Annotated in this window: 18 protein-coding genes, 2 rRNA genes and 1 riboswitch; of the genes, 6 read left to right on the top strand and 14 right to left on the bottom strand. The window is 58.0% G+C overall.

What is annotated here, in order from left to right:
* Positions 1-14 precede the first annotated feature (14 nt).
* From HMPREF1257_RS06110 to HMPREF1257_RS06095, 4 genes are all read right to left on the bottom strand, one after another.
* Positions 15-3094, bottom strand: a 23S ribosomal RNA gene (locus HMPREF1257_RS06110).
* Positions 3095-3610: 516 nt separating this feature from the next.
* Positions 3611-5129, bottom strand: a 16S ribosomal RNA gene (locus tag HMPREF1257_RS06105).
* The 16S and 23S rRNA genes sit together here, the layout of an rRNA operon.
* Before the next feature lie 631 nt (positions 5130-5760).
* Entirely contained in the window at positions 5761-7047 is a 1287-nt protein-coding gene (gene tyrS, locus HMPREF1257_RS06100) for a tyrosine--tRNA ligase (protein ID WP_023026580.1), read from the bottom strand.
* Positions 7048-7092: 45 nt separating this feature from the next.
* Positions 7093-7266, bottom strand: coding sequence for a Trm112 family protein (locus HMPREF1257_RS06095; protein WP_034659356.1), 174 nt, complete (start codon positions 7264-7266; stop codon positions 7093-7095).
* Positions 7267-7395: 129 nt separating this feature from the next.
* Positions 7396-7509: riboswitch (TPP riboswitch) on the top strand.
* 1 nt (position 7510) lies between these two features.
* Between HMPREF1257_RS06095 and thiC the strand changes: the two genes are divergently transcribed.
* Genes thiC through HMPREF1257_RS06065 form a run of 6 tightly spaced genes read left to right on the top strand, consistent with a single transcriptional unit; the run spans position 7511 to position 13426 of the window.
* Complete coding sequence (thiC, locus tag HMPREF1257_RS06090; RefSeq protein WP_023026576.1) at positions 7511-9442, top strand: phosphomethylpyrimidine synthase ThiC; 1932 nt, start codon at positions 7511-7513, stop codon at positions 9440-9442.
* A 4-nt stretch (positions 9443-9446) separates the two neighbouring features.
* The gene (locus tag HMPREF1257_RS06085; RefSeq protein WP_084529630.1) at positions 9447-10112 is read left to right on the top strand and encodes a thiamine phosphate synthase; all 666 of its coding nucleotides are present in this window, start codon (positions 9447-9449) and stop codon (positions 10110-10112) included.
* Positions 10105-11241, top strand: coding sequence for a glycine oxidase ThiO (gene thiO, locus HMPREF1257_RS06080; protein ID WP_034659247.1), 1137 nt, complete (start codon positions 10105-10107; stop codon positions 11239-11241). The genes HMPREF1257_RS06085 and thiO overlap by 8 nt, the downstream gene beginning before the upstream one ends.
* 24 nt (positions 11242-11265) lie before the next feature.
* Entirely contained in the window at positions 11266-11469 is a 204-nt protein-coding gene (gene thiS / locus HMPREF1257_RS06075) for a sulfur carrier protein ThiS (protein WP_023026570.1), read from the top strand.
* Between the two features lie 11 nt (positions 11470-11480).
* On the top strand, positions 11481-12263 hold the full coding sequence (locus HMPREF1257_RS06070; RefSeq protein WP_023026568.1) for a thiazole synthase: 783 nt from the start codon (positions 11481-11483) through the stop codon (positions 12261-12263).
* Positions 12263-13426 carry a ThiF family adenylyltransferase gene (locus HMPREF1257_RS06065; protein ID WP_023026566.1) on the top strand — a complete coding sequence of 388 codons (1164 nt, stop codon included), beginning with the start codon at positions 12263-12265 and terminating at the stop codon, positions 13424-13426. The genes HMPREF1257_RS06070 and HMPREF1257_RS06065 overlap by 1 nt, the downstream gene beginning before the upstream one ends.
* Positions 13427-13477: 51 nt before the next feature.
* Here HMPREF1257_RS06065 and argH read toward each other — a convergent pair whose 3' ends face one another.
* From argH to pheS, 10 genes are all read right to left on the bottom strand, one after another.
* Positions 13478-14917, bottom strand: coding sequence for an argininosuccinate lyase (argH, locus tag HMPREF1257_RS06060; RefSeq protein ID WP_023026564.1), 1440 nt, complete (start codon positions 14915-14917; stop codon positions 13478-13480).
* 6 nt (positions 14918-14923) lie between these two features.
* Positions 14924-16144: an argininosuccinate synthase gene (locus HMPREF1257_RS06055; protein ID WP_023017895.1), complete on the bottom strand. Its 1221-nt coding sequence runs from the start codon at positions 16142-16144 to the stop codon at positions 14924-14926.
* Positions 16145-16222: 78 nt separating this feature from the next.
* Entirely contained in the window at positions 16223-16705 is a 483-nt protein-coding gene (locus tag HMPREF1257_RS06050) for an arginine repressor (protein ID WP_023026561.1), read from the bottom strand.
* Between the two features lie 2 nt (positions 16706-16707).
* A complete protein-coding gene (gene argF, locus HMPREF1257_RS06045) occupies positions 16708-17628 on the bottom strand; it encodes an ornithine carbamoyltransferase (protein WP_023026559.1) in 921 nt (306 codons plus the stop codon).
* Positions 17625-18803: an acetylornithine transaminase gene (locus HMPREF1257_RS06040; RefSeq protein ID WP_023026557.1), complete on the bottom strand. Its 1179-nt coding sequence runs from the start codon at positions 18801-18803 to the stop codon at positions 17625-17627. Before HMPREF1257_RS06040 ends, argF begins: the two co-directional genes overlap by 4 nt.
* Positions 18800-19735, bottom strand: a complete 936-nt coding sequence (argB, locus tag HMPREF1257_RS06035) for an acetylglutamate kinase (RefSeq protein ID WP_023026555.1) — start codon at positions 19733-19735, stop codon at positions 18800-18802. Before argB ends, HMPREF1257_RS06040 begins: the two co-directional genes overlap by 4 nt.
* An 8-nt stretch (positions 19736-19743) precedes the next feature.
* Positions 19744-20913, bottom strand: coding sequence for a bifunctional glutamate N-acetyltransferase/amino-acid acetyltransferase ArgJ (argJ, locus tag HMPREF1257_RS06030; protein WP_023026553.1), 1170 nt, complete (start codon positions 20911-20913; stop codon positions 19744-19746).
* A gap of 28 nt (positions 20914-20941) precedes the next feature.
* Positions 20942-21985, bottom strand: coding sequence for an N-acetyl-gamma-glutamyl-phosphate reductase (argC, locus tag HMPREF1257_RS06025; protein ID WP_023026550.1), 1044 nt, complete (start codon positions 21983-21985; stop codon positions 20942-20944).
* Between the two features lie 202 nt (positions 21986-22187).
* Positions 22188-24704, bottom strand: a complete 2517-nt coding sequence (gene pheT, locus HMPREF1257_RS06020; protein WP_023026548.1) for a phenylalanine--tRNA ligase subunit beta — start codon at positions 24702-24704, stop codon at positions 22188-22190.
* 23 nt (positions 24705-24727) lie between these two features.
* The gene (pheS, locus tag HMPREF1257_RS06015) at positions 24728-25774 is read right to left on the bottom strand and encodes a phenylalanine--tRNA ligase subunit alpha (protein WP_023026546.1); all 1047 of its coding nucleotides are present in this window, start codon (positions 25772-25774) and stop codon (positions 24728-24730) included.
* Positions 25775-25880 lie beyond the last annotated feature (106 nt).

Raw genomic sequence — 25880 nt, 5'->3', positions numbered from 1 at the left:
TTGGGGTTGTTGTGGTGTGTTTGTTTTGGTCAATTAGTACCAGTAGCCTTCACACCTTACAGTGCTTCCAAGTCTGGCCTATCTACCCCATAGTCTTTAGGGGACCTCAAAAGAAACCTCATCTTAAAACAGGCTTCCCGCTTAGATGCTTTCAGCGGTTATCCCTTCCGTACGTAGCCAACCAGCACTACCCCTGGCGGGATAACTGGCACACTAGAGGTACGTCCGTCCCGGTCCTCTCGTACTAGGGACAGCCTTCTTCAAGTTTCAACGCGCGCGGCGGATAGAGACCGAACTGTCTCACGACGTTCTGAACCCAGCTCGCGTGCCGCTTTAATGGGCGAACAGCCCAACCCTTGGGACCTACTCCAGCCCCAGGATGCGACGAGCCGACATCGAGGTGCCAAACCATCCCGTCGATATGGACTCTTGGGGAAGATCAGCCTGTTATCCCCGGGGTACCTTTTATCCGTTGAGCGACACCACATCCACAAGTAGGTGCCGGATCACTAGTCCCGACTTTCGTCCCTGCTCGACATGTCTGTCTCACAGTCAAGCTCCCTTGTGCACTTACACTCACCACCTGATTGCCAACCAGGCTGAGGGAACCTTTGGGCGCCTCCGTTACATTTTGGGAGGCAACCGCCCCAGTTAAACTACCCACCAGGCACTGTCCCCAACCCAGATCATGGGCCAAGGTTAGATGCTCAATCCGATCAGAGTGGTATTTCAACAACGACTCCACCACCACTAGCGTGATAGCTTCACAGTCTCCCACCTATCCTACACAAACCGAACCAAACACCAATACCAAGCTATAGTGAAGGTCCCGGGGTCTTTTCGTCCTGCCGCGCGTAACGAGCATCTTTACTCGTAATGCAATTTCACCGGGCCTGTGGTCGAGACAGCAGAGAAGTCGTTACGCCATTCGTGCAGGTCGGAACTTACCCGACAAGGAATTTCGCTACCTTAGGATGGTTATAGTTACCACCGCCGTTTACTGGGGCTTAAATTCTCAGCTTCGCAACCACAAAGGTTACTAACCGGTCCTCTTAACCTTCCAGCACCGGGCAGGCGTCAGTCCATATACATCAACTTAACGTCTTCGCATGGACCTGTGTTTTTGATAAACAGTCGCTTCCCTCTATTCTCTGCGACCCCACAACACTCCAACCGCAAGGGTCTTCACGTCACAGGGCCCCCCTTCTCCCGAAGTTACGGGGGCATTTTGCCGAATTCCTTAACCACAGTTCACCCGAACGCCTTAGTATCTTCAACCTGACCACCTGTGTCGGTTTAGGGTACGGGCCATACACACACTCGCTAGAGGCTTTTCTCGACAGTACAGGATCACCACCATCAACCCTTGTAGGGTCTACGCATCACGCCTCAACCTATATGTGTGGCGGATTTACCTACCACACGGCCTACACGCTTACACCACCAATCCAGTAAGTGGCGCGGCTACCTCACTGCGTCACCCCATCACTTGAACCACACATCAGGCCCCACGACATCAACACCACCAACACTCAAAGAATGCTAGGTAGCGTATCCGCAGTGGTTAGTATCCGTGCTTTATCATGGGCGCACATGTACGGGTACCAGAATATCAACTGGTTATCCATCGACTACGCCTGTCGGCCTCGCCTTAGGTCCCGACTCACCCTGGGAAGACGAACTTGACCCAGGAACCCTTAGTCATCCGGCGGTAAGGATTCTCACCTTACAATTCGTTACTCATGCCTGCATTCTCACTCGCACACAGTCCACGCCTCCTCACGGTAACGCTTCCACCCATGCACGACGCTCCCCTACCCAAACAACAAAAAATTGTTGCTTGCCGCGGCTTCGGCGGTGTACTTGAGCCCCACTACATTGTCGGCGCAGAACCACTCGACCAGTGAGCTATTACGCACTCTTTCAAGGATGGCTGCTTCTAAGCCAACCTCCTGGCTGTCTTCGCGATCCCACATCCTTTTCCACTTAGTACACCCTTAGGGGCCTTAACCGGCGATCTGGGCTGTTTCCCTCTCGACTATGAAGCTTATCCCCCACAGTCTCACTGCCGCACAACACAATTGATGGCATTCGGAGTTTGGCTGACATTGCTAAGATTGTAGTCCCGCTCAACCAACCAGTCGCTCTACCTCCACCAAGCTAAATGCGACGCTGCACCTAAATGCATTTCGGGGAGAACCAGCTATCACGGAGTTTGATTGGCCTTTCACCCCTACCCACAGCTCATCCCCGCAGTTTTCAACCTACGTGGGTTCGCGCCTCCACAACCTCTTACAGCTGCTTCACACTGGCCATGGGTAGATCACCCCGCTTCGGGTCCAGGACATGCCACTTACCACCCCATTAGGATTCGGTTTCCCTACGGCTACCCCACACGGGTTAACCTCGCGACATGCCGCTGACTCGCAGGCTCATTCTTCAAAAGGCACGCCATCACACCATAAAAAGTGCTCTGACGGATTGTAAGCACATGGTTTCAGGAACTATTTCACTCCCCTCCCGGGGTACTTTTCACCATTCCCTCACGGTACTATCCACTATCGGTCACACTGAGTATTTAGGCTTACCGGGTGGTCCCGGCAGATTCACAACAGATTCCACGAGCCCGTTGCTACTCGGGAACCCAACAACCCCCACATCATCATCTTCAGCTACAGGACTCTCACCTACTCCGGCAGATCATTCCAAACCACTTCACCTAACAACAATGCAAAAAGGGCGTGCCACTGGTAGATGACACACAATTGAGCCCCACAACACCGCACACACAACCCCTACCAGGTATCACATGCACACGGTTTAGCCTCATCCACGTTCGTTCGCCACTACTAGCAGAATCATTATTATTTTCTCCTCCTACGGGTACTGAGATGTTTCACTTCCCCGCGTAACCCCCACAACAGCTATGAATTCACTGAAGGGTAACCCCACATAACCAGGGCCAGGTTTCCCCATTCGGACATCCTCGGATCAACGCTTTATTGACAACTCCCCGAGGCTTAACGCAGCCTTACACGTCCTTCATCGGCTCAGCATGCCAAGGCATCCACCATGCGCCCTAAATAACGAACACACCAACCACCACACACAAACCACACAACCAACAAAAGCCATGCAACCAGCATGTGGTGGTAACAAGTGAACTTGACAAAATAAACAAAAAGAAAAATCACATCACACACACAAGACACCACAAACACAACGTGTAAGTGGCATCATGCAGATGCTCGCGTCCACTATACAGTTCTCACACAACACCCCGAACCAGCAACAAACACCACCACAATGAATGGCATCCATCAACCAGTCAGGCACACAAAAAAGGGGATAATGCCCCAGACACCCAACAATGCACCAACGTACAATCAACACTCATTTTTGTATACATGGACACTTTTACGCATGTCACAAAGCACTGTCTCAACACTTGATACTGCTGATTAAGGTGTGTCTCCTACCCGGAATTTCCAAATTCGGTGGCAGCAGAACACTCGCCTACTCAACCACCAACCCACCATCAAACAACAGTGGGCAACCCACAACTATGGGTTCTGGCTGCAACTGCAGCCCAATAATAAAAGCTCCTTAGAAAGGAGGTGATCCACCCGCACCTTCCGGTACGGGTACCTTGTTACGACTTCGTCCCAATCGCCGATCCCACCTTCGACGGCTCCCTAACACGTTTAGGCCACCGGCTTCGGGTGTTACCAACTTTCATGACGTGACGGGCGGTGTGTACAAGGCCCGGGAACGTATTCACCGCAGCATTGCTGATCTGCGATTACTAGCGACTCCGACTTCATGGGGTCGAGTTGCAGACCCCAATCCGAACTAAGGCCGGCTTTCAGCGATTCGCTCCACCTCACAGTGTCGCAACGCGTTGTACCGACCATTGTAGCATGTGTGAAGCCCTGGACATAAGGGGCATGATGATTTGACGTCATCCCCACCTTCCTCCGAGTTAACCCCGGCAGTCTCTCATGAGTCCCCAACCAAATGCTGGCAACATAAGACAAGGGTTGCGCTCGTTGCGGGACTTAACCCAACATCTCACGACACGAGCTGACGACAACCATGCACCACCTGTACACCAACCACAAAGGGAAACTACATCTCTGCAGCGATCTGATGTATGTCAAGCCCAGGTAAGGTTCTTCGCGTTGCATCGAATTAATCCACATGCTCCGCCGCTTGTGCGGGCCCCCGTCAATTCCTTTGAGTTTTAGCCTTGCGGCCGTACTCCCCAGGCGGGGCGCTTAATGCGTTAGCTACGGCACGAAAGTCGTAGAAAGACCCTCACACCTAGCGCCCACCGTTTACGGCATGGACTACCAGGGTATCTAATCCTGTTCGCTACCCATGCTTTCGCTCCTCAGCGTCAGTAACTGCCCAGTAACCTGCCTTCGCCATCGGTGTTCCTCCTGATATCTGCGCATTTCACCGCTACACCAGGAATTCCAGTTACCCCTACAGCACTCAAGTTATGCCCGTATCGCCTGCACGCCCGGAGTTAAGCCCCAGAATTTCACAGACGACGCGACAAACCACCTACGAGCCCTTTACGCCCAGTAATTCCGGACAACGCTCGCACCCTACGTATTACCGCGGCTGCTGGCACGTAGTTAGCCGGTGCTTCTTATCTAGGTACCGTCACAACAAAGCTTCGTCCCTAGCGAAAGGAGTTTACAACCCGAAGGCCTTCATCCCCCACGCGGCGTCGCTGCATCAGGCTTGCGCCCATTGTGCAATATTCCCCACTGCTGCCTCCCGTAGGAGTCTGGGCCGTATCTCAGTCCCAATGTGGCCGTACACCCTCTCAGGCCGGCTACCCGTCGCCGCCTTGGTAGGCCATTACCCCACCAACAAGCTGATAGGCCGCGAGCTCATCCTACACCGAAAAAACTTTCCAACCACCACACTAAAGATGGCTCCTATCCGGTATTAGACCCAGTTTCCCAAGCTTATCCCGAAGTGCAGGGCAGATCACCCACGTGTTACTCACCCGTTCGCCACTCGAGTACCCTGCAAGCAGGGCCTTTCCGTTCGACTTGCATGTGTTAAGCACGCCGCCAGCGTTCGTCCTGAGCCAGGATCAAACTCTCCACAAAAAGAATTTCAGAACAACATTCCAAAATCAAGGCCGTGAAAAGCCCAAACCTAACCAAAAGAACAAACCACCACAAACCACACAAAAGCAGTCCATGCTGGCGTCCAAAAATTACTACAAAGAAAAATAAACTGCCTCCCCAACCCGACGGGGCACAAAAAGGGAGACAAAAAAGTTGAACACAATCACATGCCAACCAATCCATCAATGCAGCCGAAACACTAAACAGTATTCAAAAAGGTGCGTATTCCAACACCTTACCGGCACACACCAACCAACAAACCACCATAGGCTCGCTGGTCAACAGACCAATCAACACACAACCATGCACACAAAAATAAAAAATAAGTACATTGGCACACTATTGAGTTCTCAAACAACATCCACACACCACAAGAAAATTAACCAAACGTTAACCTCTCATCGGCGGCTCGCACTAACCTACCCAACAACCTAAACCAAGTCAAATCCTCGAGCCAAGTCAGTACAAAAAGTCACTAAAAAGTAACCAACCGGCTACCTCTCGGCGACCTGGATAAACCTACACCCCACTCCAAGAAACGCACAAATCCCCTGGCAAAAGCGTAAAACCGCAATTACCAAGGGATCAGTTAACAGCCAGGGCGCCGTCACTAGGAAGGATTCACAACCCGTGCCCCGGCGAAACGCTTCTTGCCCTTACGCAACACCAGCCAAGAGCCATGCAGCAGGTCTTGGGAAGACGGGGACCACTCGATGTCCTCGATGCGCTGGTTATTCACGTACGCGCCACCTTCACCCACAGTGCGGCGCGCGGCCCCCTTTGATTTCTCCAATCCCGATTCAACCAACAAGTCCAGGATGGTGGCCCGCGTGCTGACCTCAACCACCTCGGTTTCCTGCAACGCAGAAGACAGCGTGGACTCGTCCAGATCCTGCAGTTCTGCCCTGCCGAACAGTGCCTGGGAAGCCAGCTCCACTGCTTCGGTTGCCTGCGCGCCGTGCACCAAGGTGGTCATCTCCCGCGCCAACACGCGTTGCGCCTCACGCTTGTGGGGTTCCTGCTCTACCTTGCGCTGCAGTTCCGCGATCTCTTCTTGGTTTAGGAAGGTAAACCAACGCAGGTAATCGATAACAACGGCATCACCGGCATTGATGAAGTATTGGTACCAGGAGTACGGGCTGGTCAGCTCTGGATCTAGCCACAGTTTGCCGCCGCCGGTGGATTTACCAAACTTATTGCCCTCGGCATCTGTCACCAGCGGTACCGTCAGGCCGTGCACCTTCACACCGTTTACGCGGCGGTTGAGATCCACGCCGGAAACGATGTTGCCCCACTGGTCGCCACCGCCAATCTGCAGCACGCAGTCGTACTCGTTGTGCAGGTGTGCAAAGTCGTTCGCCTGCAGCAGCATGTAGGAAAACTCGGTGTAAGAGATACCGTCGGATTCCAAGCGCCGCTTAACGGTATCGCGATCTAGCATTGTGTTGAGCGAGAAGTTCTTACCAATGTCGCGCAGGTATTCAATGACGTTGATCTGACTGGTCCAGTCGGCGTTATTGACCATCACCGCTGGGCTTGCAACCTCGCCCGAATCGGTGAAGTCCACGAAAGCCTCAAGTTGGGTCTTGATTGCCTGCATGTTCTCTGCGATCTGCTCTTCCGAGAGCATGGAGCGCTCGCCGACATCGCGCGGGTCACCAATCATTCCCGTCGCTCCACCGGCCAACGCGATTGGACGGTGACCGAATTGCTGAAAACGCTTCAGCATAATCAGCGGCACCAGGTGGCCCGCATGCAGCGAGCTGCCCGTCGGATCGAAACCGCAGTACAAGCTGATCGGGTTCTCTGTGGCTTCCTTCAGCGCCTCCAAGTCCGTGGACTGGTTGATCAGCCCGCGCCATTGCAGCTCGTCGATGATGTTCGTGGTGTTGCTCATACGAAGGTGTTCCCTTTTCCTATTACTTGATTTGCAGGACTCTAGTTACTTGGACTCAATGGGCCAGTCCACGGCTTCGTCGACAAGCATGACCGGAATGCCGTCCTGCACTGGATAGGCCTTGTTCAGCCTGGGGTTCACCAAATAGTCACCGTGATCCTCCAGCGGTTGCCTGTCGATTGGGCACACGAGGATCTCTAGGAGCTTCTGATCAATCATGCTGCTTAGTTTAGCCCCTGCCCCAGACATCCCACCGCGTGACTCCCTGGTGTTGCTTGCCGATGCCCCTTCGGTCAATCACCTAGCCCATAACTTCACTCTCGGGTGGTGTGCGTTACAGTGGAAAGTGCAACCGAACACGGGCGCTCGAGGTATCGAGCTGAGATCGCGCTGTATGCCCGCGCGAGTACCGCTAGAACCTGCCTGGTTAGAACCAGCGAAGGAAGAATGAGGAGAGTCATTTATGACGGATACGTCTACCCAACACACCCGTACCACCATTCCGAACGACGAATATGGTGCGGAAATCCACCCGAAGCACAGCTTCGCCCCCATCGAGAAGCAGGTGGAATCCTTCGGTAAGACCTTCACCCTCCAGGTGCCGGAGACCGAGGTGCAGCTGGACGATTCCCCGACCGGCCCGAACGCACCGCAGAAGCTCTACCGCACCCGCGGTCCGTGGGCCGAGCCTACCGAAGGCCTAGAGGCCCTGCGCAGCGAGTGGATCAAAGCCCGCGGAGATGTGGAGGCCTACGAGGGGCGTCGTCGCAACTTGCTGGACGACGGTAACCGCGCCCTCAAGCGTGGCGAGGCCAGCGACGAGTGGAAGGGCGTCAGCCGCGAAACGCTGCGGGCCAAGGAAGGAAAGCGCGTAACCCAGATGCACTACGCCCGCCAGGGTGTTATCACCCCGGAGATGGAATACGTCGCACTGCGCGAGCACTGTGACGTAGAAAAGGTGCGCGAGCAGGTTGCCTCCGGTAAAGCGATCATCCCGAACAACATCAACCACCCGGAGTCCGAGCCGATGATCATCGGCAATGCCTTCAACACGAAGATCAACGCCAATATCGGCAACTCCGCAGTGACCTCCTCCATCCGCGAAGAGGTGGACAAGCTGCGCTGGGCTACCCGCTGGGGCGCAGATACCGTGATGGATCTATCCACCGGTAACGACATTCACACCACCCGCGAGTGGATCATGCGCAACTCTCCGGTGCCGATCGGTACCGTGCCCATCTACCAGGCACTCGAAAAGGTCGACGGTGTTGCCGAGGATCTGACCTGGGAAATCTTCCGCGATACCGTGATCGAGCAGTGTGAGCAGGGTGTGGACTACATGACGATCCACGCCGGCGTGCGCCTGCCCTTCGTGCCGCTAACCACCAAGCGCGTGACCGGCATCGTCTCCCGCGGCGGTTCCATCATGGCTGGCTGGTGCCTGGCACACCACAAGGAATCCTTCCTCTATGAGAACTTCGACGAGCTGTGCGAGATCTTCGCCAAATACGACGTCGCGTTTTCTCTGGGCGACGGCCTGCGTCCCGGCTCCATCGCCGACGCAAACGACGCAGCCCAGTTCGCCGAGCTAAAGACCATCGGCGAGCTGACCCACCGCGCCTGGGAATACGACGTGCAGGTCATGGTCGAAGGCCCGGGCCACGTACCGCTGAACATGGTGCAGGTCAACAACGAAAAGGAGCAGGAATGGTGCGGCGGCGCACCGTTTTACACCCTGGGACCGCTGGTTACCGATATTGCTCCCGGTTACGATCACATCACCTCCGCCATCGGTGCGGCCAATATCGCCATGGGTGGTACCGCAATGCTGTGCTACGTCACCCCGAAGGAGCACCTCGGCCTGCCGAATAAGGACGACGTGAAGACCGGCGTGATCACCTACAAGGTCTCGGCGCATGCCGCGGACGTCGCCAAGGGCCACCCGGGTGCCCACGAGTGGGACGATGCGATGAGCAAGGCCCGCTTCGAGTTCCGCTGGCACGACCAGTTCGCCCTGTCCCTAGACCCGGATACCGCCCAGTCCTACCACGACGAAACCCTGCCCGCGGAGCCGGCGAAGACCGCCCACTTCTGCTCGATGTGTGGCCCCAAGTTCTGTTCCATGCGCATCAGCCAGGACATCCGCGATGCATTCGGTGAGAAGATCGATGAGGCTCTGGCTACCGATCAGGAGCAGTCGCTAGTCAAGGACCTCGGCTTGCCTGGCTTCGGCCGCCAGAGCGTGGAAGAAGAGGGTGTCACTAATGCCGAAGGCGAAGAAGAAATGGCCGAGGAGTTCCGCCGCGCGGGTTCCAAACTGTACCTGAACCGCAGCGAGGCCAAGGAAGTAGCCGAAGACTTGGAAAAGGAAGCTGCGGGACACAGTGCACGGTAACCTACTGGACCTACGGTGCTACCACGTGACGGGCGCACCGCAGGAAAAGGTCGTACAGGTGGCCGCGGCAGCAGCGGCAGGTGGTGCGGGCGTGATTCAAGTTCGCAGCAAGCCGATCAGCGTGCGCGATTTGACCGCCTTGGCCATCGACGTTGCCGCAGCAGTCGAGGAAGCCAATCCGGCGACGCGTGTGCTTGTCGATGACCGAGTCGACGTAGCCGCCGCGCTCATGGGCGAACACCACATCCACGGCGTGCACATTGGCCAAGACGACTTGGGGCCGCGCCTGGCACGACAAATCCTTGGTGAGGATGCGATTATCGGGCTGACCACCGGCACCCTCGAACTTGTGCAGGCCGCTAACGACTACGCCGATGTGATCGACTACATCGGAGCCGGCCCGTTCCGCCCCACTCCGACAAAGTCCTCCGGCCGCACCCCGCTGGGGTTGGATGGTTATCCCCCACTCGTGAGTGCATCGGCAGTTCCGGTGGTGGCGATTGGAGACGTGCAGGCCGCCGACGCTGAAGCACTGGCCCAAACCGGTGTGGCTGGAGTGGCAATCGTACGTGCCTTTATGGACTCCGATGATCCAGCTGCGCTGGCAACCACGGTTGTCGATGCCTTCGATCGGGCGAACAAGAATGCAGCAAACGGTTCACATGGATAATACCGAGCACGCCATAATCGGCGCGGGAATCATCGGGCTTACCACCGCATTCGAGCTGGTGAATGCGGGCGTGGACCCGCAGAAAATCCTAGTGGTAGATCCCCAGCCCATCAGCGGTGCCACGTTCGTGGCCGGTGGCATGCTGGCTCCGGTTGCGGAGGTGCAATACCAGCAAGAACCGCTGTACCCGCTGATGCTGGCTTCGGCCGAGATGTTCCCTGACCTGCTGGCCAGGTTAGGTGCCAAAACCACCGCGCCCACCGGCCACCGCAGCGAATCCACCCTGGTGGTAGGTGCCGACCGCGCCGATGGCGTACACATCCGCGAGCTGCTGGCGCTGCAACAGAAACACGGCATGGATGCCCACGCGCTGCCATTGCGGCAAGCCCGAAAGCTTGAGCCGGGCTTAAGTCCCCAGCTGGCGGCCGCGGTGGAAATCCCGGGCGATCATCAGATCAACCCGCGCATGTTCAGCGCGTGCCTGCTGGAATACCTGCAGCACGCCGGGGTTCGCTTTCTGTCCACGGCAGCAATGCGCATCGACGGCCAAAATGTGCAGCTTGCCGATGCCCGCACGATCACCGCCAACATGATCTACCTCTGCAACGGGCTGGGCGCCAAGGACGTGGACGGCTGGTTCGAGGGCGCTAATCCCCTGGCACTTCGGCCCGTGTACGGCGACATGCTGCGGCTGCGGGTGCCTGAAAAGCTAGTCCACACCAGCGGCGAGCCGCTGACTCGAGTGGTACGCGCATTCGTGGAGGACCGGCCGGTATATGTCATCCCCCGCACCGATGGCACCATCGCCGTAGGGGCGACCAGCCGCGAAGATAACCGCAAGGGGCCTGCCGTAGACGGTGTGTCCACGCTGCTGCGCGATGCCATCCGCGTGGTTCCCGGGCTGGAGGAGTGCGAGTTCATCGAAGCAATCGTTGGAGCCCGCCCCGGCACCCCCGATGACCTGCCCTACCTAGGAAAAATACGCGAAGGGCTAGTGGTCTCTACCGGATACTTCCGCCACGGAATCCTCCTGTCCGCCTTCGGGGCTAAGGTAGGTGCCCAGTTGGGGCTGGGCACGTCTCCGGGGCTGGACATCTCGGCCTGCGATCCGTTACGCCACGCCCGATAGCGACAAAAGAAAGGAATAAGCACCATGGAATACACGGTTAATGGAGAACCCCGCAGCAACGATGAGCACATCACCGTGGCCGCCATCGTAGAAGCAGAAACTGGCGATGCCGCGCCGAAAGGCGTGGCCGTAGCCGTCAATGGCGATGTTGTCCCAGCCAGCAACTGGTCTTATGAAGTCTCCAACGGCGACGTGCTGGATATCCTCACCGCCGTGCAAGGCGGTTAGGAGCTTTAGCCATGCTTACTATCGCAGATAAACAATTCGATTCGCACCTAGTAATGGGAACCGGCGGTGCCAGCAGCCAGGCTATGTTGGAACAATCCCTGGTTGCCAGCGGTACGCAGCTGACCACCGTGGCCATGCGTCGGCACAGTGCCACAAGCTCCGGTGGGGAGTCCGTCTTCGAGCTCTTACAGCGGTTGAACATTGACGTACTGCCCAACACAGCTGGGTGCCGCACCGCCCGCGATGCCGTTACAACCGCCAAGCTAGCCCGCGAGGCGCTGGGCACCAATTGGGTGAAGGTGGAGGTTATCGCGGATGATCGCACGCTGCTGCCGGACGTGGTGGAGCTCGTAGATGCTTGCGAGTTGCTGGTTGCCGAAGGATTCGTGGTGCTGGCATACACGAGCGACGATCCGGTCATCGCCAAGCGGCTAGAAGACGTTGGCGTGGATGCGGTGATGCCATTGGGCTCGCCCATCGGCACGGGCCTGGGCATCCTGAATCCGCACAATATCGAGCTGATCTGTTCGCGTACCCACGTGCCCGTGCTGCTGGATGCCGGTGTGGGCACGGCCTCCGATGCTGCACTGGCCATGGAGCTGGGGTGCGATGGCGTGCTTCTCGCCAGTGCCATCAACCGCTGCCAGGATCCCCTGGCAATGGCCACTGCAATGAAATACGCCGTGGAAGGCGGCCGGTTGGCCCGCCAAGCCGGCCGCATTCCAAAGCGACAGCACGCCGTAGCATCGTCATCGTTTGAAGGCTTGGCTAGCTGGGAAGACAAGGTCCTGTAATGAGCCAACTGCCCCGCGAAGAGTTGCACAGGGTTGCCCGCCAAACGCTGTTGCCTGGCTTCGGCATCGCCCAGCAAGAGGCGCTGCACTCCACCCACGTCTTTGTCATCGGCGCTGGTGGTTTGGGCTGTCCCCTGATGCAGCAGCTGGCTGCCGCCGGCGTGGGTGAGATCTCTGTGATCGACGACGACACGGTGGATCTGAGCAATATCCACCGCCAGATCCTATTCGGTGCCCACGATGTGGGAAGGCCCAAGGTGGAGGTCGCAGCCGAAAAGCTCCAGCAACTGCAGCCCGGCATCGTGGTGCATGCGATTCGCGGCCGACTTACTGCTGACAATGCCGTGGACTACCTCCGCGGGGTGGACATCTTGGTGGATGGTTCCGACACGTTTACCACCAAGTTCCTAGCAGCCGATGCCGCGGAGATCACGGGCACCCCGCTGGTATGGGGCTCGGTGCTGCGTTTTCGGGGCGACTGCGCAGTGTGGTGGTCCGGGCCCGGCGCCGAGTCGGGCGTGGGCATGCGCGACCTCTATCCCCTGCAACCCGACCCCGATTCCGTGCCTGATTGCGCCACCGCCGGCGTGCTGGGCGTGACCACCAGCGTGGTCGCGGGCCTGATGTCCACCGAGCTGATCCAGTTCGCAACGGGCATGAACCGCGACCGGGTGGGCCTGCTAAGCATCTACAATGCCCTAACCGCCTCCATCGACCACTTCCACGTGCCCCGCGACCCAGCACGCGAACTAACCACCCAGTTGCAGCATGACTACGGTGGCGGAGCTTGTGCCGTGCCGGAGGACGATGATACCGATGCCGAGATCTTCGACAAGCTACGCGATGGCGCCGCGGCCATCGATGTGCGCGAAATCAGTGAAGCCGCCATCGATGATTTCTTCTTTGACTCCACTGCCAAGCATTACCACTTACCAACCTCCGTGTGGCTGGAAGATCCAGAGGCAGCGCGCTGCCTCCTCGATTCCCTGCAGGCCGAGGGGCTTAGCGAAGCGTGGGTGTACTGCGCCTCCGGCAAGCGCTCGGCCAGCTTCATCTCAGCTTTCGCCGAGGATGCCGAACGGCGCGGCATCACGTTGCACAACGTCGCAGGCGGCATAAAGGGCCAACCCGCGACGTCTCATGGAATGCCATCCTCTCATTGATGAGGGCATTTTTATCTACTAGATAAGCCAGGGACCTTGTCTGTCGCCCTTCTAGTTCTGCGTGCGCACTGGCTTGGTAGCCCACTCACGCGCCGCGGCGGCATGTTCGCGGACGGTTTCGCGCTGTTCAGTAACGCGGACGCCGGCGGTCCCGCCCTTGGTTGTGCGGGAAGCAACCGCACCATCAATGGTCAGGACCTCGCGCACCTCTGGGGTCAGCCGCTTGTCGACGCCCCTAAGTTCCTCATCAGTGAGGTCCACTAGATCCACTCCCCTCTTTTCGGCGATGCGTACGCATGCACCAGAAGCCTCGTGTGCTTCGCGGAAGGGTACGCCTTGGCGCACCATCCACTCGGCTAGGTCGGTGGCCAAGGTAAATCCGCGTGGCGCCAACTCGCGCATCCTGTCCTCATTAAAGGACAAGGTGGACACGAGCCCGGTCATCGATGGCAGCAATAGGTTGAGCTGCGCCACCGAGTCCACGATGGGTTCTTTGTCCTCTTGCAGGTCGCGGTTATAAGCCAGTGGCTGTGCCTTGAGCGTGGATAGCAGCCCCGTGAGGTTGCCAATCAGGCGCCCGGTCTTGCCGCGGGTAAGTTCCGGGATATCCGGGTTCTTTTTCTGCGGCATGATGGATGAGCCTGTCGACCACGCGTCATCCAAGGTGACGTAGCCGTACTCTGGGGTACACCAGTAGATGATCTCTTCTGCCAGCCGGGACATGTCCACTGCGATCTGCGCCAGCACAAAGGCCGTTTCCGAGGCAAAATCGCGAGATGCGGTGCCATCCAGGGAGTTTTCCGCAGCGGAATCAAATCCGAGCTCTACGGCGATGGCTTCTGGGTCAAGCTGCAGGGAGGAACCTGCGAGCGCACCCGAGCCATACGGGGATACGGCTAGCCGCTTATCCAAGTCCTGCAAGCGTTGAATATCGCGCAGCAGCGGTTGAGCATGGCCCAATAATTCGTGGGCAAGCAAGATGGGCTGCGCGGCCTGGGAGTGCGTCTTGCCCGGCATGATGGCCTCGGGATGCGCGGCGGCTTGATCCGCTAGGGCATCGACAAGCTCGGAGACTTGCAGGGTCGTATCGCGGATGGCATCGCGCACCCACATGCGAAAGAGCGTGGCAACTTGGTCATTGCGGGAACGTCCCGCGCGCAGGCGGCCGCCTACCTCGGGCCCAACGATGTCGATGAGGCCGCGCTCCATGGCGCCGTGCACATCTTCGTCGGTGGGTGCTGGCACAAATTCGCCCGAAGCTACCTTTTCCCCGAGCTCGGTGAGTCCGGAAAGCATGGTGTCGAGGTCGGCATCGGAAAGCAGCCCTGCCTTGTGCAGCACCTTGGCATGCGCCTTCGAGGCGAGTACGTCGTAAGGGGCAAGCACCCAGTCAAAATGGGTGGAAACCGAGAGGGCGAACATCGCTTCGGAAGGGCCGCCGGAGAACCGGCCGCCCCAGAGCGCGCCTTCGTTAGTCTTGTGTGGTTCCATCGGTGCCTATTTTTCTGCGCTGGTGGGGAAACCACCCTCGCGGTCACGCTGGTTGGAAATCTGGGTGGACAAGCCGTGCAACTGGACAAAGCCCTTTGCAGCGGTCTGGTCGAAGGTATCGCCGGTGTCGTAGGTAGCCAAATCGAAGGAGTACAGCGACTGTCCGGAGCGGCGGCCGGTGACGGTCGCGGTACCTGCGTGCAGGCTCAGGCGGATATCGCCAGTGACGTTCTCCTGGGACTCCTCAATGAAGGCATCCAGAGAACGCTTGAGCGGCGAGTGCCACAGGCCGTCGTAAACCTCCTCGGACCACCGTGCATCCGTCAGGCGCTTGTAGCGTGCCAGCTCGCGCTCCACGGTGACATCCTCCAGCGCCTCGTGGGCCTGAATGAGCACCATGGCACCCGGTGCCTCGTAGACCTCGCGGGACTTAATGCCCACCAACCGGTCCTCTACCATGTCCAGGCGGCCGATTCCCTGGGCACCAGCGCGGCGATTGACCTCTTCGATGACCTGCAGCGGGGTCAGCTTCTTGCCATCGACCGCAACTGGAACACCCTTCTCAAAGGAAATGATAATCTCATCTGGAGCATTGCCCAGGCCCGGGTCTTCCGTATATGCGTAGAGATCCTTTGTCGGCGGGTTCCACAAATCCTCCAGGAAGCCGGTTTCTACCGCACGGCCCCACAGGTTCTGGTCGATGGAAAATGGCGAGGCCGCCGATTGCTCAATGGGCAGGTTAATCTCTTCTGCAAAATCGATGGCCTTATCGCGGGTCCATGCATAATCGCGCGCTGGGGCGACGATCTCTAGCGATGGATCCTGGGCGCGGAAGGACACCTCAAAGCGCACCTGGTCATTGCCCTTACCGGTACAACCGTGGGAAACGTGCGTTCCGCCGTGCTCCTGGGCGGCTTTTACCAGGTGCTTGGTAATCAGCGGGCGGGAAATGGCAGATACCAGCGGGTACTGCTTCATGTACATGCCATTCGCCTTAATGGTGGGCACGCAGTATTGCTCCGCAAACTCATCTTTGGCATCGATAACGATGGACTCCACCGCACCGCAATCGAGCGCGCGCTGGCGTACGGACTCCATATCCTCGCCGCCCTGACCCAAGTCAAGGGAGACGGCAACAACGTCGCCGCCGGTCATCTTTGCCAGGTATGGAATGGCTACCGAGGTATCGAGGCCACCGGAATAGGCCAAGACTACGCGTGCAGACATGCTAAGACTCCTTCAATAATTGAAAAAAATTCGGTTAGTTAAATAATATACGAGCGGGTGCGAGAATGCCACTATTCTTTAAATCTTCTGCGCCTTCAGCCTTTCCGCCAATTCCGCACCGGTAACCCCCTCGCGTGCCAGCACAAAGATGGTGTCATCACCGGCGATGCACCCCACTACATCGTGCAGGCCCACGCGATCGATAAAGCTGGCGAGATATTGCGCTGCGCCCGCCGGCGTGCGCAACATCGCGATATTCATCGAGGAATCGTGGGAGACCACCAATTCATCCAACATGCGCCGCAACTTCTCGCGCGGTCCGCCCACCTGATCTTCGAATTGTTCCAGCTCGCCCGCGACCATATAGTACGAGCGCCCACCGTCTCGCTTGACCTTCTTCGCTCCCAGCTCATCAAGATCCCGCGACAGCGTGGCCTGCGTGATATCGATGCCTTCTGCCAACAAGAGCTCCGATAATTGCACCTGGCTCGTGACGCGATTGCGATCCAAAATTTCCAAGATCTTTGCCTGCCGGGCATTTCGAGTGCTCGGGGTGCTCATCGCTAGCGGTTCTCCTTATTAATATCGAGCAGCCACACCAGCAGTGCCTTTTGGGCATGCAGGCGGTTTTCCGCCTCATCGAATACTCGGGACTGCGGCCCGTCGATGACCTCTGCTGCCACCTCGTTGCCACGATAGGCCGGCAGGCAGTGCAAGAAAATCGCGTCTTGCTTTGCCTTTGCCATCACGTCTTCGGAGACCTGATAAGGCAAAAACGGCGTGCGCCTGTCCTGCCCATCGTTTTCCTGGCCCATAGACACCCAAGTATCCGTTATGACTACATCGGCGCCGGCTACTTCCGCAACGTCATCGGTAACCGTAACGTTACCGCGCTGCCGTGCGCGCTCGACAAATTCGGGACGAGGCTGGAACCCCTCCGGCGAAATGATGGAAATATCCATGCCAGCGGTAGCAAAGCCAATCATATAAGAATTAGCCATATTATTATTGCCGTCCCCAAGATAGACCGCCTTGCGGCCAGCAAGATCGCCAAGGTTTTCCCGGCAGGTCAGAAGATCGGCCAAGATTTGGCAGGGATGCAGGTCATCAGACAGCGCATTGACCAGTGGAACCGTCGAAGTCTCCGCCATCTGTTCCAGGTTGTCGTGGGCATATGTGCGCCAGACGATGGCCTCCACGTAGCGGGACAAGACCGCGCCCGTATCCTGGTAGGACTCGCCCTTGCCCATCTGCGTGCCCGAAGAATCAACGGTAATGGCGCTGCCGCCCATATGCGCAATTCCGGTTTCAAAGGAAAAGCGGGTGCGCGTGGACGTCTTATCAAAGAGGACGGCTATCGTCTTTGGTCCCTCCAACGGGCGCCGCGCGAATGGATCGGCCTTGAGCTTAACCGCGAGATCGAGGACTTCTTTTTGTTCCTCCGGGCTAAGGTCATCATCGGCTAAGAAATGGCGCAAGCTCATACTAATTCCTCCACAACGGTGCGTAGCTTTTCTAGGGCAGTATCAATTTCCTGCTGGGAAATGACCAATGGCGGAGTAAGGCGCAAAACGTTCTCGCTCGGGGCATTGAGGATTATCCCTTGCTCAAATCCACGCTTGACGGCCTCGCGAGCCACCGGCGCATTTAATACAACACCTAGCATAAGACCGCGGCCGCGCACCTCGCTGACCCCGGAAATCTTTTCTACTTGCTGCGCTACGTGCTCGCCCTTGGCGGAGACCTCATTCAAGAACTTCTCATCAAGTGCATCGAGTACTACATTGGCCGCAGCGCACGCCACGGGGTTTCCGCCAAAGGTGGTCCCGTGGGAACCCGGCTGAAATAAATCCTTGGCGCGACCGCGGGTGATAGTGGCGCCGATGGGCAATCCGGCGCCGAGGCCCTTGGCCATGGTGATGACATCGGGGGAAATTCCCTCAAACTCGTGCGCAAAGAATTGCCCCGTGCGCCCTGCCCCGGCCTGGACCTCATCGACGATGAGCAAAATACCGTGTTCATCGCATAAATCAGCAACGGCCCGCATAAAACCGGCGGGAGCGGGGATAATTCCGGTCTCACCCTGAATCGGCTCGAAAATGATGGCGGCGGTATCCGCGGCGTCTTGCTCCACTAATTGGCGCAGGTAGTCGATATCGCCGTAAGGATAAAATTCCACGCCACTTGGCAGTGGGCGGAATGCCTTTTGCTTATCAGGCTGCCCAGTCATGGCCAAAGAGCCCATCGTGCGGCCGTGAAAACCATGGTGCGCAGCAAGGATGCGCCGCCTACCGGTCAGCCGCGCGAGCTTGAATGCGGCCTCGTTTGCCTCCGATCCGGAGTTGCAGAAAAATACGCGCGCCTCACTATCGCCCACCCGTTCAATCAGCTTTGCCCCAGCGTCTAGCACGGGTTGGGTGGCAAAAAGATTGGAGGTATGCACAAGGGTGCGGCTTTGCTTGGCAACAGCATCCGCTACCTCCGCATTGCCATAACCCAAGGAAGTAACGGCGATACCGGCCAGCAGGTCAATGTAGGTTTTCCCGTTTTCATCAGTAAGGGTGGCCCCTTCCCCGGAGACTAGGCCGAGTGGCGGCTCACCGTAGGTATTGGCCAGCGTTTCTGACCATCGGCCGGTTAATTTTTCTTGTGCGCTCATGCGATATCGTCCTTCCTGAACACTGTGCCTTCGGGATAATCGTGCTTTTCGTAATCATCGGGCAGGACCATCGTTCCAATGCCGCCTGGGGTTAAAAGCTCAAGGAGTACGGAATGGCCTATTCGGCCGTCGATGACGTGCGCGGCGGATACCCCGCTCTGCACGGCATTGAGGCAGGACTCCATTTTGGGAATCATGCCGGAGCTCAGGCCGGGAAGCAGCCCAGTAAGCTCATCGCTTTCGATTTTGGAGACTAGGGAGTCTTTATTCGGCCAGTCGGTATAAAGGCCTTCCACGTTGGTCAAGATGACAAGGCGTTCTGCTCCCAATGCGCTCGCTAGCGCACCCGCGGCGCTGTCGGCGTTGATGTTATATACCTCGCCATCGGCTCCTGGCGCGATGGTTGAGACCACCGGGATGCGGCCGGCTTCGATGATGTCATTGACGGCTGCCGGGTTGACCTCCACGATATCGCCCACCATCCCGATATCGGTCGCCTCTCCTTCTACTTCCACAAACCGCTTGGTGGCGCGGAAAAGTCCAGCGTCTTCGCCACTTGTGCCCACGGCGTAGGGCCCGTGCGAGTTGATGAGGTTTACTAGTCCACGGCCGACTTGGCCAAAAAGGACCATGCGCACCACATCCATGATTTCGGGCGAGGTGACGCGGAAACCGCCCTTAAACTCGCCTTCGATGCCGAGCTTATCCAGCATGGAATTGATCTGCGGGCCGCCGCCGTGGACGACAACGGGCTTTGCGCCGATGGTGCGCAGAAACACCATATCCGCCGCAAAGGCTTCCTTGAGTTCCTCATCCACCATGGCGTTGCCGCCATACTTGACGACGACGATTTTATCGCGGAAGTGTTGCAACCACGGCAGGGCTTCAGCCAGCACCGTAGCGCGTTCTTGATTATTCAGTCCGGGAAACATTTCTCCTCCTAGGAGCTATACGCCGAGTTGATCTCAACGTAGGAGTAGGACAGGTCCGTCGTGCGGACAAAGGCCGTACCTTCACCGCCGGTGCCGAGATCCACGCGGACATCGATATCTGCCCCGCTCAAGTCCACATCGCGGGCCCCGGGCGCGCCCGTCGAGTGCTCGCATACCGGCTGGTCATTGAAATAGACGGAGATGTTGTCTGGGTCCATGTCTGCATCCGCCATGCCGACGGCGGCCAGTACCCTGCCCCAGTTGGGATCGGAGCCGAACATGGCGCACTTGAATAAGTTATCCCGGCCCAGGGTGCGAGCGGCATTGAGCGCCTGCTCATCGGAGCCCGTGCCTTCAACGGTGATCTTTACGCGCTTTGTCACTCCCTCAGCATCGGCTTGGAGCTGATCCGCAATATCCGCGCAGACCTCTAGGATTGCTTGGTACAACTCTTCTTCGCTGGGCTGTACGCCGGAGGCCCCGGAGGACATGACAATCACGGTGTCATTGGTAGAGGTTGAACCGTCCACGTCCAAGGTATTAAAAGTCTGTGCGCAGGCCTTTTCCAGCGAGCTTTGGAGGACCGCCGCGTCAGCGACGGCATCGGTAGTAATGCAGACCAACATCGTGGCTAGCGACGGCGCCATCATGCCAACGCCCTTGCCCATAGCGCCCACGGACCATCCATCGCCTGCAAAAGCGGATTCCTTGGGGACGGTATCCGTGGTCATAATGGCTGTGGCGGCATCATTGCCGTGCTGTGGAGTCGTACCCACGTGGTGCACGACGTCAGCGATGCCCGCAAGCGCATTCTCCATGGGCAACGGCTCGCCGATAAGCCCGGTAGAACAGATGGCAATATCCTGCACGGCGATATCCGTGCGATGAGATACGGCGTCCACCATTGCGCGCGCATCGGCATCGCCTTGCGCGCCATTGCACGCATTGGCATTGCCGGAGTTGATGACTACGGCGCGCAACTGGCCATCCGCTACCGCCTCGCGGGAGACCTTTACTGGGGAAGCCACCACGCGGTTGCGCGTAAACACCGCCGCCGCATCCGAGCGCGGGCCCTCATTGACGATCAAAGCTAAATCCGATTTTCCGGAAGGCTTGATTCCGGCCTTTACCGCGCCGGCACTGAATCCGGCGGGTCCTGTGATTCCTGGTGTAGTCATCATTTCCTCCTCTGTATTGTGCGCAGCCCTAAGGGGCGACTGCGGCTTGGGGCAATCCCAAAGTTTCTGTCCATCCCAGCGCAAGGTTCATACATTGCACGGCGGCACCGGCGGTACCCTTGCATAAATTGTCTAGCGCCGCGGTAATGATGAGGCGGTGGGAATTTTCATCGACGTGGGCTTGGATATGCACCATGTTCGTGCCCACCACGTTCTGGGTTTCCGGTTGTTGGCCTTCTGGCAGCACGAGGCAGAAGGGCTCTTCGGCATAGAATTCCTCAAATGCGGTGCGCACCTGCTGCTTGCCGATGCCCCCTTTCAGCTCCGCCGTAATCGTCGCCAGAATCCCACGGGGCATGGGCGCAAGCACCGGGGTGAAACTCACAGACACCTCATCGTGGGAAAATGGTTGCAGGTTTTGCACGATTTCTGGGGTATGCCGGTGAGTGCCGCCCGGTTTATACGCCTTCACGTTTCCCATGGTCTCCGCGCCCAATTGCGCGACCGACGCCTTCTTTCCCGCTCCGGAGACGCCGGTAATGGCAATCACGGACAGGGTTGGCTCCACCAGCTCGCGCGCAATGGCGGGCAGTGCCCCCAAGGTAATGGCCGTGGGGAAACATCCCGGCACGGCTACCCGATTTGTACCTCTAAGGTTTGACCTGTTTTCCGGGATTTCCGGGATGCCATACGGCCACTGCCCCGCATAGTTCCCGCCGTAATAGGCTTTCCAGTCGCTCTCCTCGCGGAGCCGAAAGTCGGCGGCGCAATCGATGATCGTGACCTCATCGCCCAATTGCTCCGCGAGCCGCGCCGAGTGTCCATGCGGCAAGCCCAAGAATACGACGTCATGTCCTGCAAGTTCCTCGGGTGTCGTTTCGGCGATAACGCGCTCTGCCAGTTGCGGCAGGTGCGGCATAATTTCTGCGACGCGCTGGCCCACCTGGGAATTTCCCGTCAAGGAACCAATGCGCAGGTCACCGGAGTGATAGGCAGGGTGGGATAGCAGCAAGCGCAGTATCTCTCCGCCAGCGTATCCTGTGGCCCCTGCCACTGCTACTGAAATCGTCATACCCGAAACTATAGCAAGAAATACGCTCCACTGTATGTTATTCAGTGAATTGGATTACTTTTCGCAGCTCACAAGGCGTGAAAATAATAAACATCTGCATGAAATAGCATAACGGCGAAGAGCCAAGACCCGAGTGGCTTATGTGCCACCAAAGTCTGGTTCTTCGCCGTTTAATGCAAAGGGCTGGACTACTGGGTCTGCCCTATGCTCGCATTTCTGCGCCGAAGCGCTGCTTGGCCAATTCGGCGGCTGTAGTGCGGTGCTCGTTGACCTCCTCATCGGTCAAGGTACGGTCTGCAGCGCGGAATTGCAGCTGGAAAGCTAAGGATTTTTTGCCCTCGCCCAATTGCTCACCGCGGAAAATATCGAAGAGGTCGACCGACTCGATGAGGTCGCCTGCTCCCTCTTCTACCGTGGCGCGCACCTTTTCCGCTGGGATATCTTCATCTACCACCAGCGCGATATCTTGGTGCAAAGCTGGGAATGCAGACAGCACCGGCGCTGGGAAGCGCTCCGTCAACGGCAGCGCCGTGATATTAAGCTCCATCGCACACGTGCGCGGCGGCAAGTTGAGCGCCTCAAGAATCTGGGGGTGCAATTCGCCGGCGTAGCCCACGATGTCATCTGTTCCTGGCACCTTGATGGCGGCGCACCGGCCTGGGTGCCACGGCAGGTGTTGCGCGGCTTCGACCTCGATATCAAGGCCCGCGGCGCGGGCAACCAGACGTGCGGATTCGATGGCATCCGCATAAGTGTAATCGCGGCCTTCGCCCCACGGGCCCTCGTGTTCCATCTTGCCCGTAGCGACGGTTGCCACGTGCAAGGGCTGATCCGGGAGGGTGCGCAGGAGTTCTTCCACAACTTCATCGCCAGGACGCTGGGCAACGGAAGGCATCGGTGACGATTCTGCGCGCTTGAATGCCACCTGCTGCAGGCCATACAGCGCCAGATCCTTGCGGCCGCGAGCTACGTTGCGGCCCAAAGCCTCAAGCGTTGCGGGAAGCAAGGTCGTGGCCAAGATGGCTTTGTCAGACTCCAACGGGTTCTGCACTGCCACGGTAGTGCGGCGGGCATCGTCAGCGGCAAGGCCCCACACATCAAAGGTGTCGTTTGCGATAAACGGCGTGGGCAATACCTCTGCGTAGCCGGCATAGGCCAAACCGTGGCCGATGGCGCGGCGGCGCTTTTGCGCTGGGGTCAAACCACGACCGCCTGCTGGCGTAGGCAGAACGGTGGGGATATCTTCTAGGCCTTCAAGGCGCAAGACCTCCTCGATGAGGTCAACGTCCATAGAAATATCGGTACGCCAGGTCGCGGGTGTGACCTTTAGTACCGAATCCGATTCTGCTTCGACGGAGCAGCCGACCTCTTCCAGGCGGGAGATAACGGTCTCGCGGGAGTACTCCACACCTGCGTATTCGCTCGGCTTTTCCGCACGCAAACGAATGGCCTCTGGCTGAGTTACCTCACCGACGAGGGCGCGGCCCTTTTCAATCGTTCCGCCCGCGATGGAGTGCAACAATGCACACGCAATGTCGAGGGCCACCTCGACGATGGCCGGATCGACGCCGCGCTCAAACCGGCGCGATGCCTCAGAAGAAAGCTTGTGCCGGCGAGAAGTGCGGGCCACGGTAATGGGATCCCAGATTGCGGACTCAAAGTAGACATCGGTGGTCTGGTCAGAAATCTCTGAGCTCGTGCCGCCCATGACACCGGCCAATGATTGGATGCCGTTGTCATCACAGATCACCACGTCCTCACCAGCGAGTTCGCGAGTGACGTGATCGAGAGTCTCAAACTTCTCGCCTTCGTGTGCATTGCGCACCGTAAGGTCGCCTGCGATTTCATTGGCATCGAAGGCATGCATCGGGGCGCCCAAGAGCAACATGACGTAGTTGGTCACATCCGTTGCCACATTGACGCTGCGCTGACCGCACAGCATGAGTTCGCGTTCCATCCAAAATGGGGTGCGTGCCTGCGGATCGATGCCGGTTACCTTGCGCACGCCAAATCGCTGCGCCTTGGTTTCCTCGCGCAGATCGATGTTGAGAAGCGATCCTTCGGCCTCTGGCACAGCAGAGGTATCGATTCCGGCGACCGCTGGGGCATCGGCGACGTCCTTAAACTCCAGATCAAAAGCGGCAGCGATTTCGCGGCTTAAGCCACGCGCAGATAGTGCGTAACCGCGGTCTGGGGTGATATTGACGTCAAAATCGGTATCGGACAGGCCGATGACTGGACGGGCATCTTCGCCCACCATGTCCGCAACTTCCTCTCCCAGCACGATGATGCCGTTTGCCTGCGCGCCAAGGCCCAGCTCAGCAGCGGAGCACATCATGCCATTGGAGATGTGATCATAGGTTTCGCGCGCTGCGATTTTGAAGCCGCCGGGCAGCTCTGCGCCGGGCAGGGAGACTACGACGTAGTCATGCAAACGGAAGTTACGCGCGCCGCAGATAATGCCCTGCAATTCACCGGTACCATTGGCCTGACCGACGTTGACCTGGCAATACCGAATGGGCTTTTTGAATTGCGTAAGTTCTTCGATTTCTACGACCTGGCCAATGACCAGTGGTCCAGTAGTCTCAGGGATAGGCTCATATCCCTCGGTTTCAAAACCTACACGGACAAAACCAGAATCCATATCGGCAGCGGACACGCTCCAATTCGGATTGGAAGCGCCAAGGATACGGGTAACCCAGTCTTGGGAAATAAGCATGATGTATCTATCCTTTCTGGGTTTTAAGCCTGTACGCCAAAGGGCAAGGTGAAGCGGACATCGCCTTCGACCATGTCGCGCATATCGGTTAGTCCATTGCGGAATTGCAGGGTGCGCTCAAGGCCCATGCCGAACGCGAAACCCGTATATTCTTCCGGATCAACGCCTACCGCGCGCAGCACATTGGGGTTTACCATTCCGCAACCGCCCCATTCAATCCAGCCGGCGCCGCCCTTTTTATTGGGGAACCACACATCTACCTCAGCAGAAGGTTCCGTGAACGGGAAGTAATTAACGCGCATGCGCGTCGTGGTTTCGGGGCCGAAGAGCACCTTGGCCAGGTGCTCAAGCGTTCCGCGCAGATGAGCCATGGTCAGACCCCTATCCACGGCGAGCCCCTCCACCTGGTGGAAGACCGGGGTGTGAGTAGCGTCCAGCTCGTCCGTACGGAAAACGCGCCCCGGACAGGCGATGTACAGGGGCACATCGCGCTCGAGCATCGTGCGCACCTGCACCGGCGAGGTGTGCGTGCGGAGAACTTGCTTGGAGCCTTCCTTGCCCACGTGGAACGTATCCTGCAGGGTGCGCGCTGGGTGATCCGGCTTGAAGTTCAGGGCATCGAAGTTAAAGTACTCTGCCTCGATCTCTGGGCCGTCGGCGATTTCCCACCCCATGCCAACGAAAATATCGGCAATGCGCTCCGATAAGGAGGTAATGGGGTGCAGCGCACCCGTTTGCGCCCGAGTCGTAGGAATGGTCACGTCAACGGTTTCGGCCTTCAGCTGGGCCTCGCGAGCCTGCTGCTCCAATTCGTCCTTGACCTGCGAAAAACGTTTTTCCATCTTGCCGCGGGCCATATTGACGGCCTTGCCGGCGGATTTGCGTTGTTCCTTGGGGATTTGGCCGAGGGATTGGCGGGCTTGCGGGATATACCCGTTTTCGCCTAAGTGCTCGCGGCGGGCAGCGGTGAGATCCTCTAGCGTCTCTGCTGCTTCGAAGGCTGCGATAGCCTTATCGGCCGCGGCCCCGAGGGCCTGTTCGGTCAATTCGATCTGCGGTGTATCGGACACGTACTTCGTACCTTCTTCTCGCGCGAAAACTAACGCGTGCAATCATACTCTGTCACTAGGACACGGACGGTCCCAGGGACCCCTTTTTCATTCGCTACAGCGGATA

Origin of the sequence: Corynebacterium sp. KPL1814 (assembly GCF_000478175.1) — a bacterium.
Lineage (GTDB): Bacteria > Actinomycetota > Actinomycetes > Mycobacteriales > Mycobacteriaceae > Corynebacterium.
This window is presented reverse-complemented; position numbering and strand designations above follow the sequence as displayed.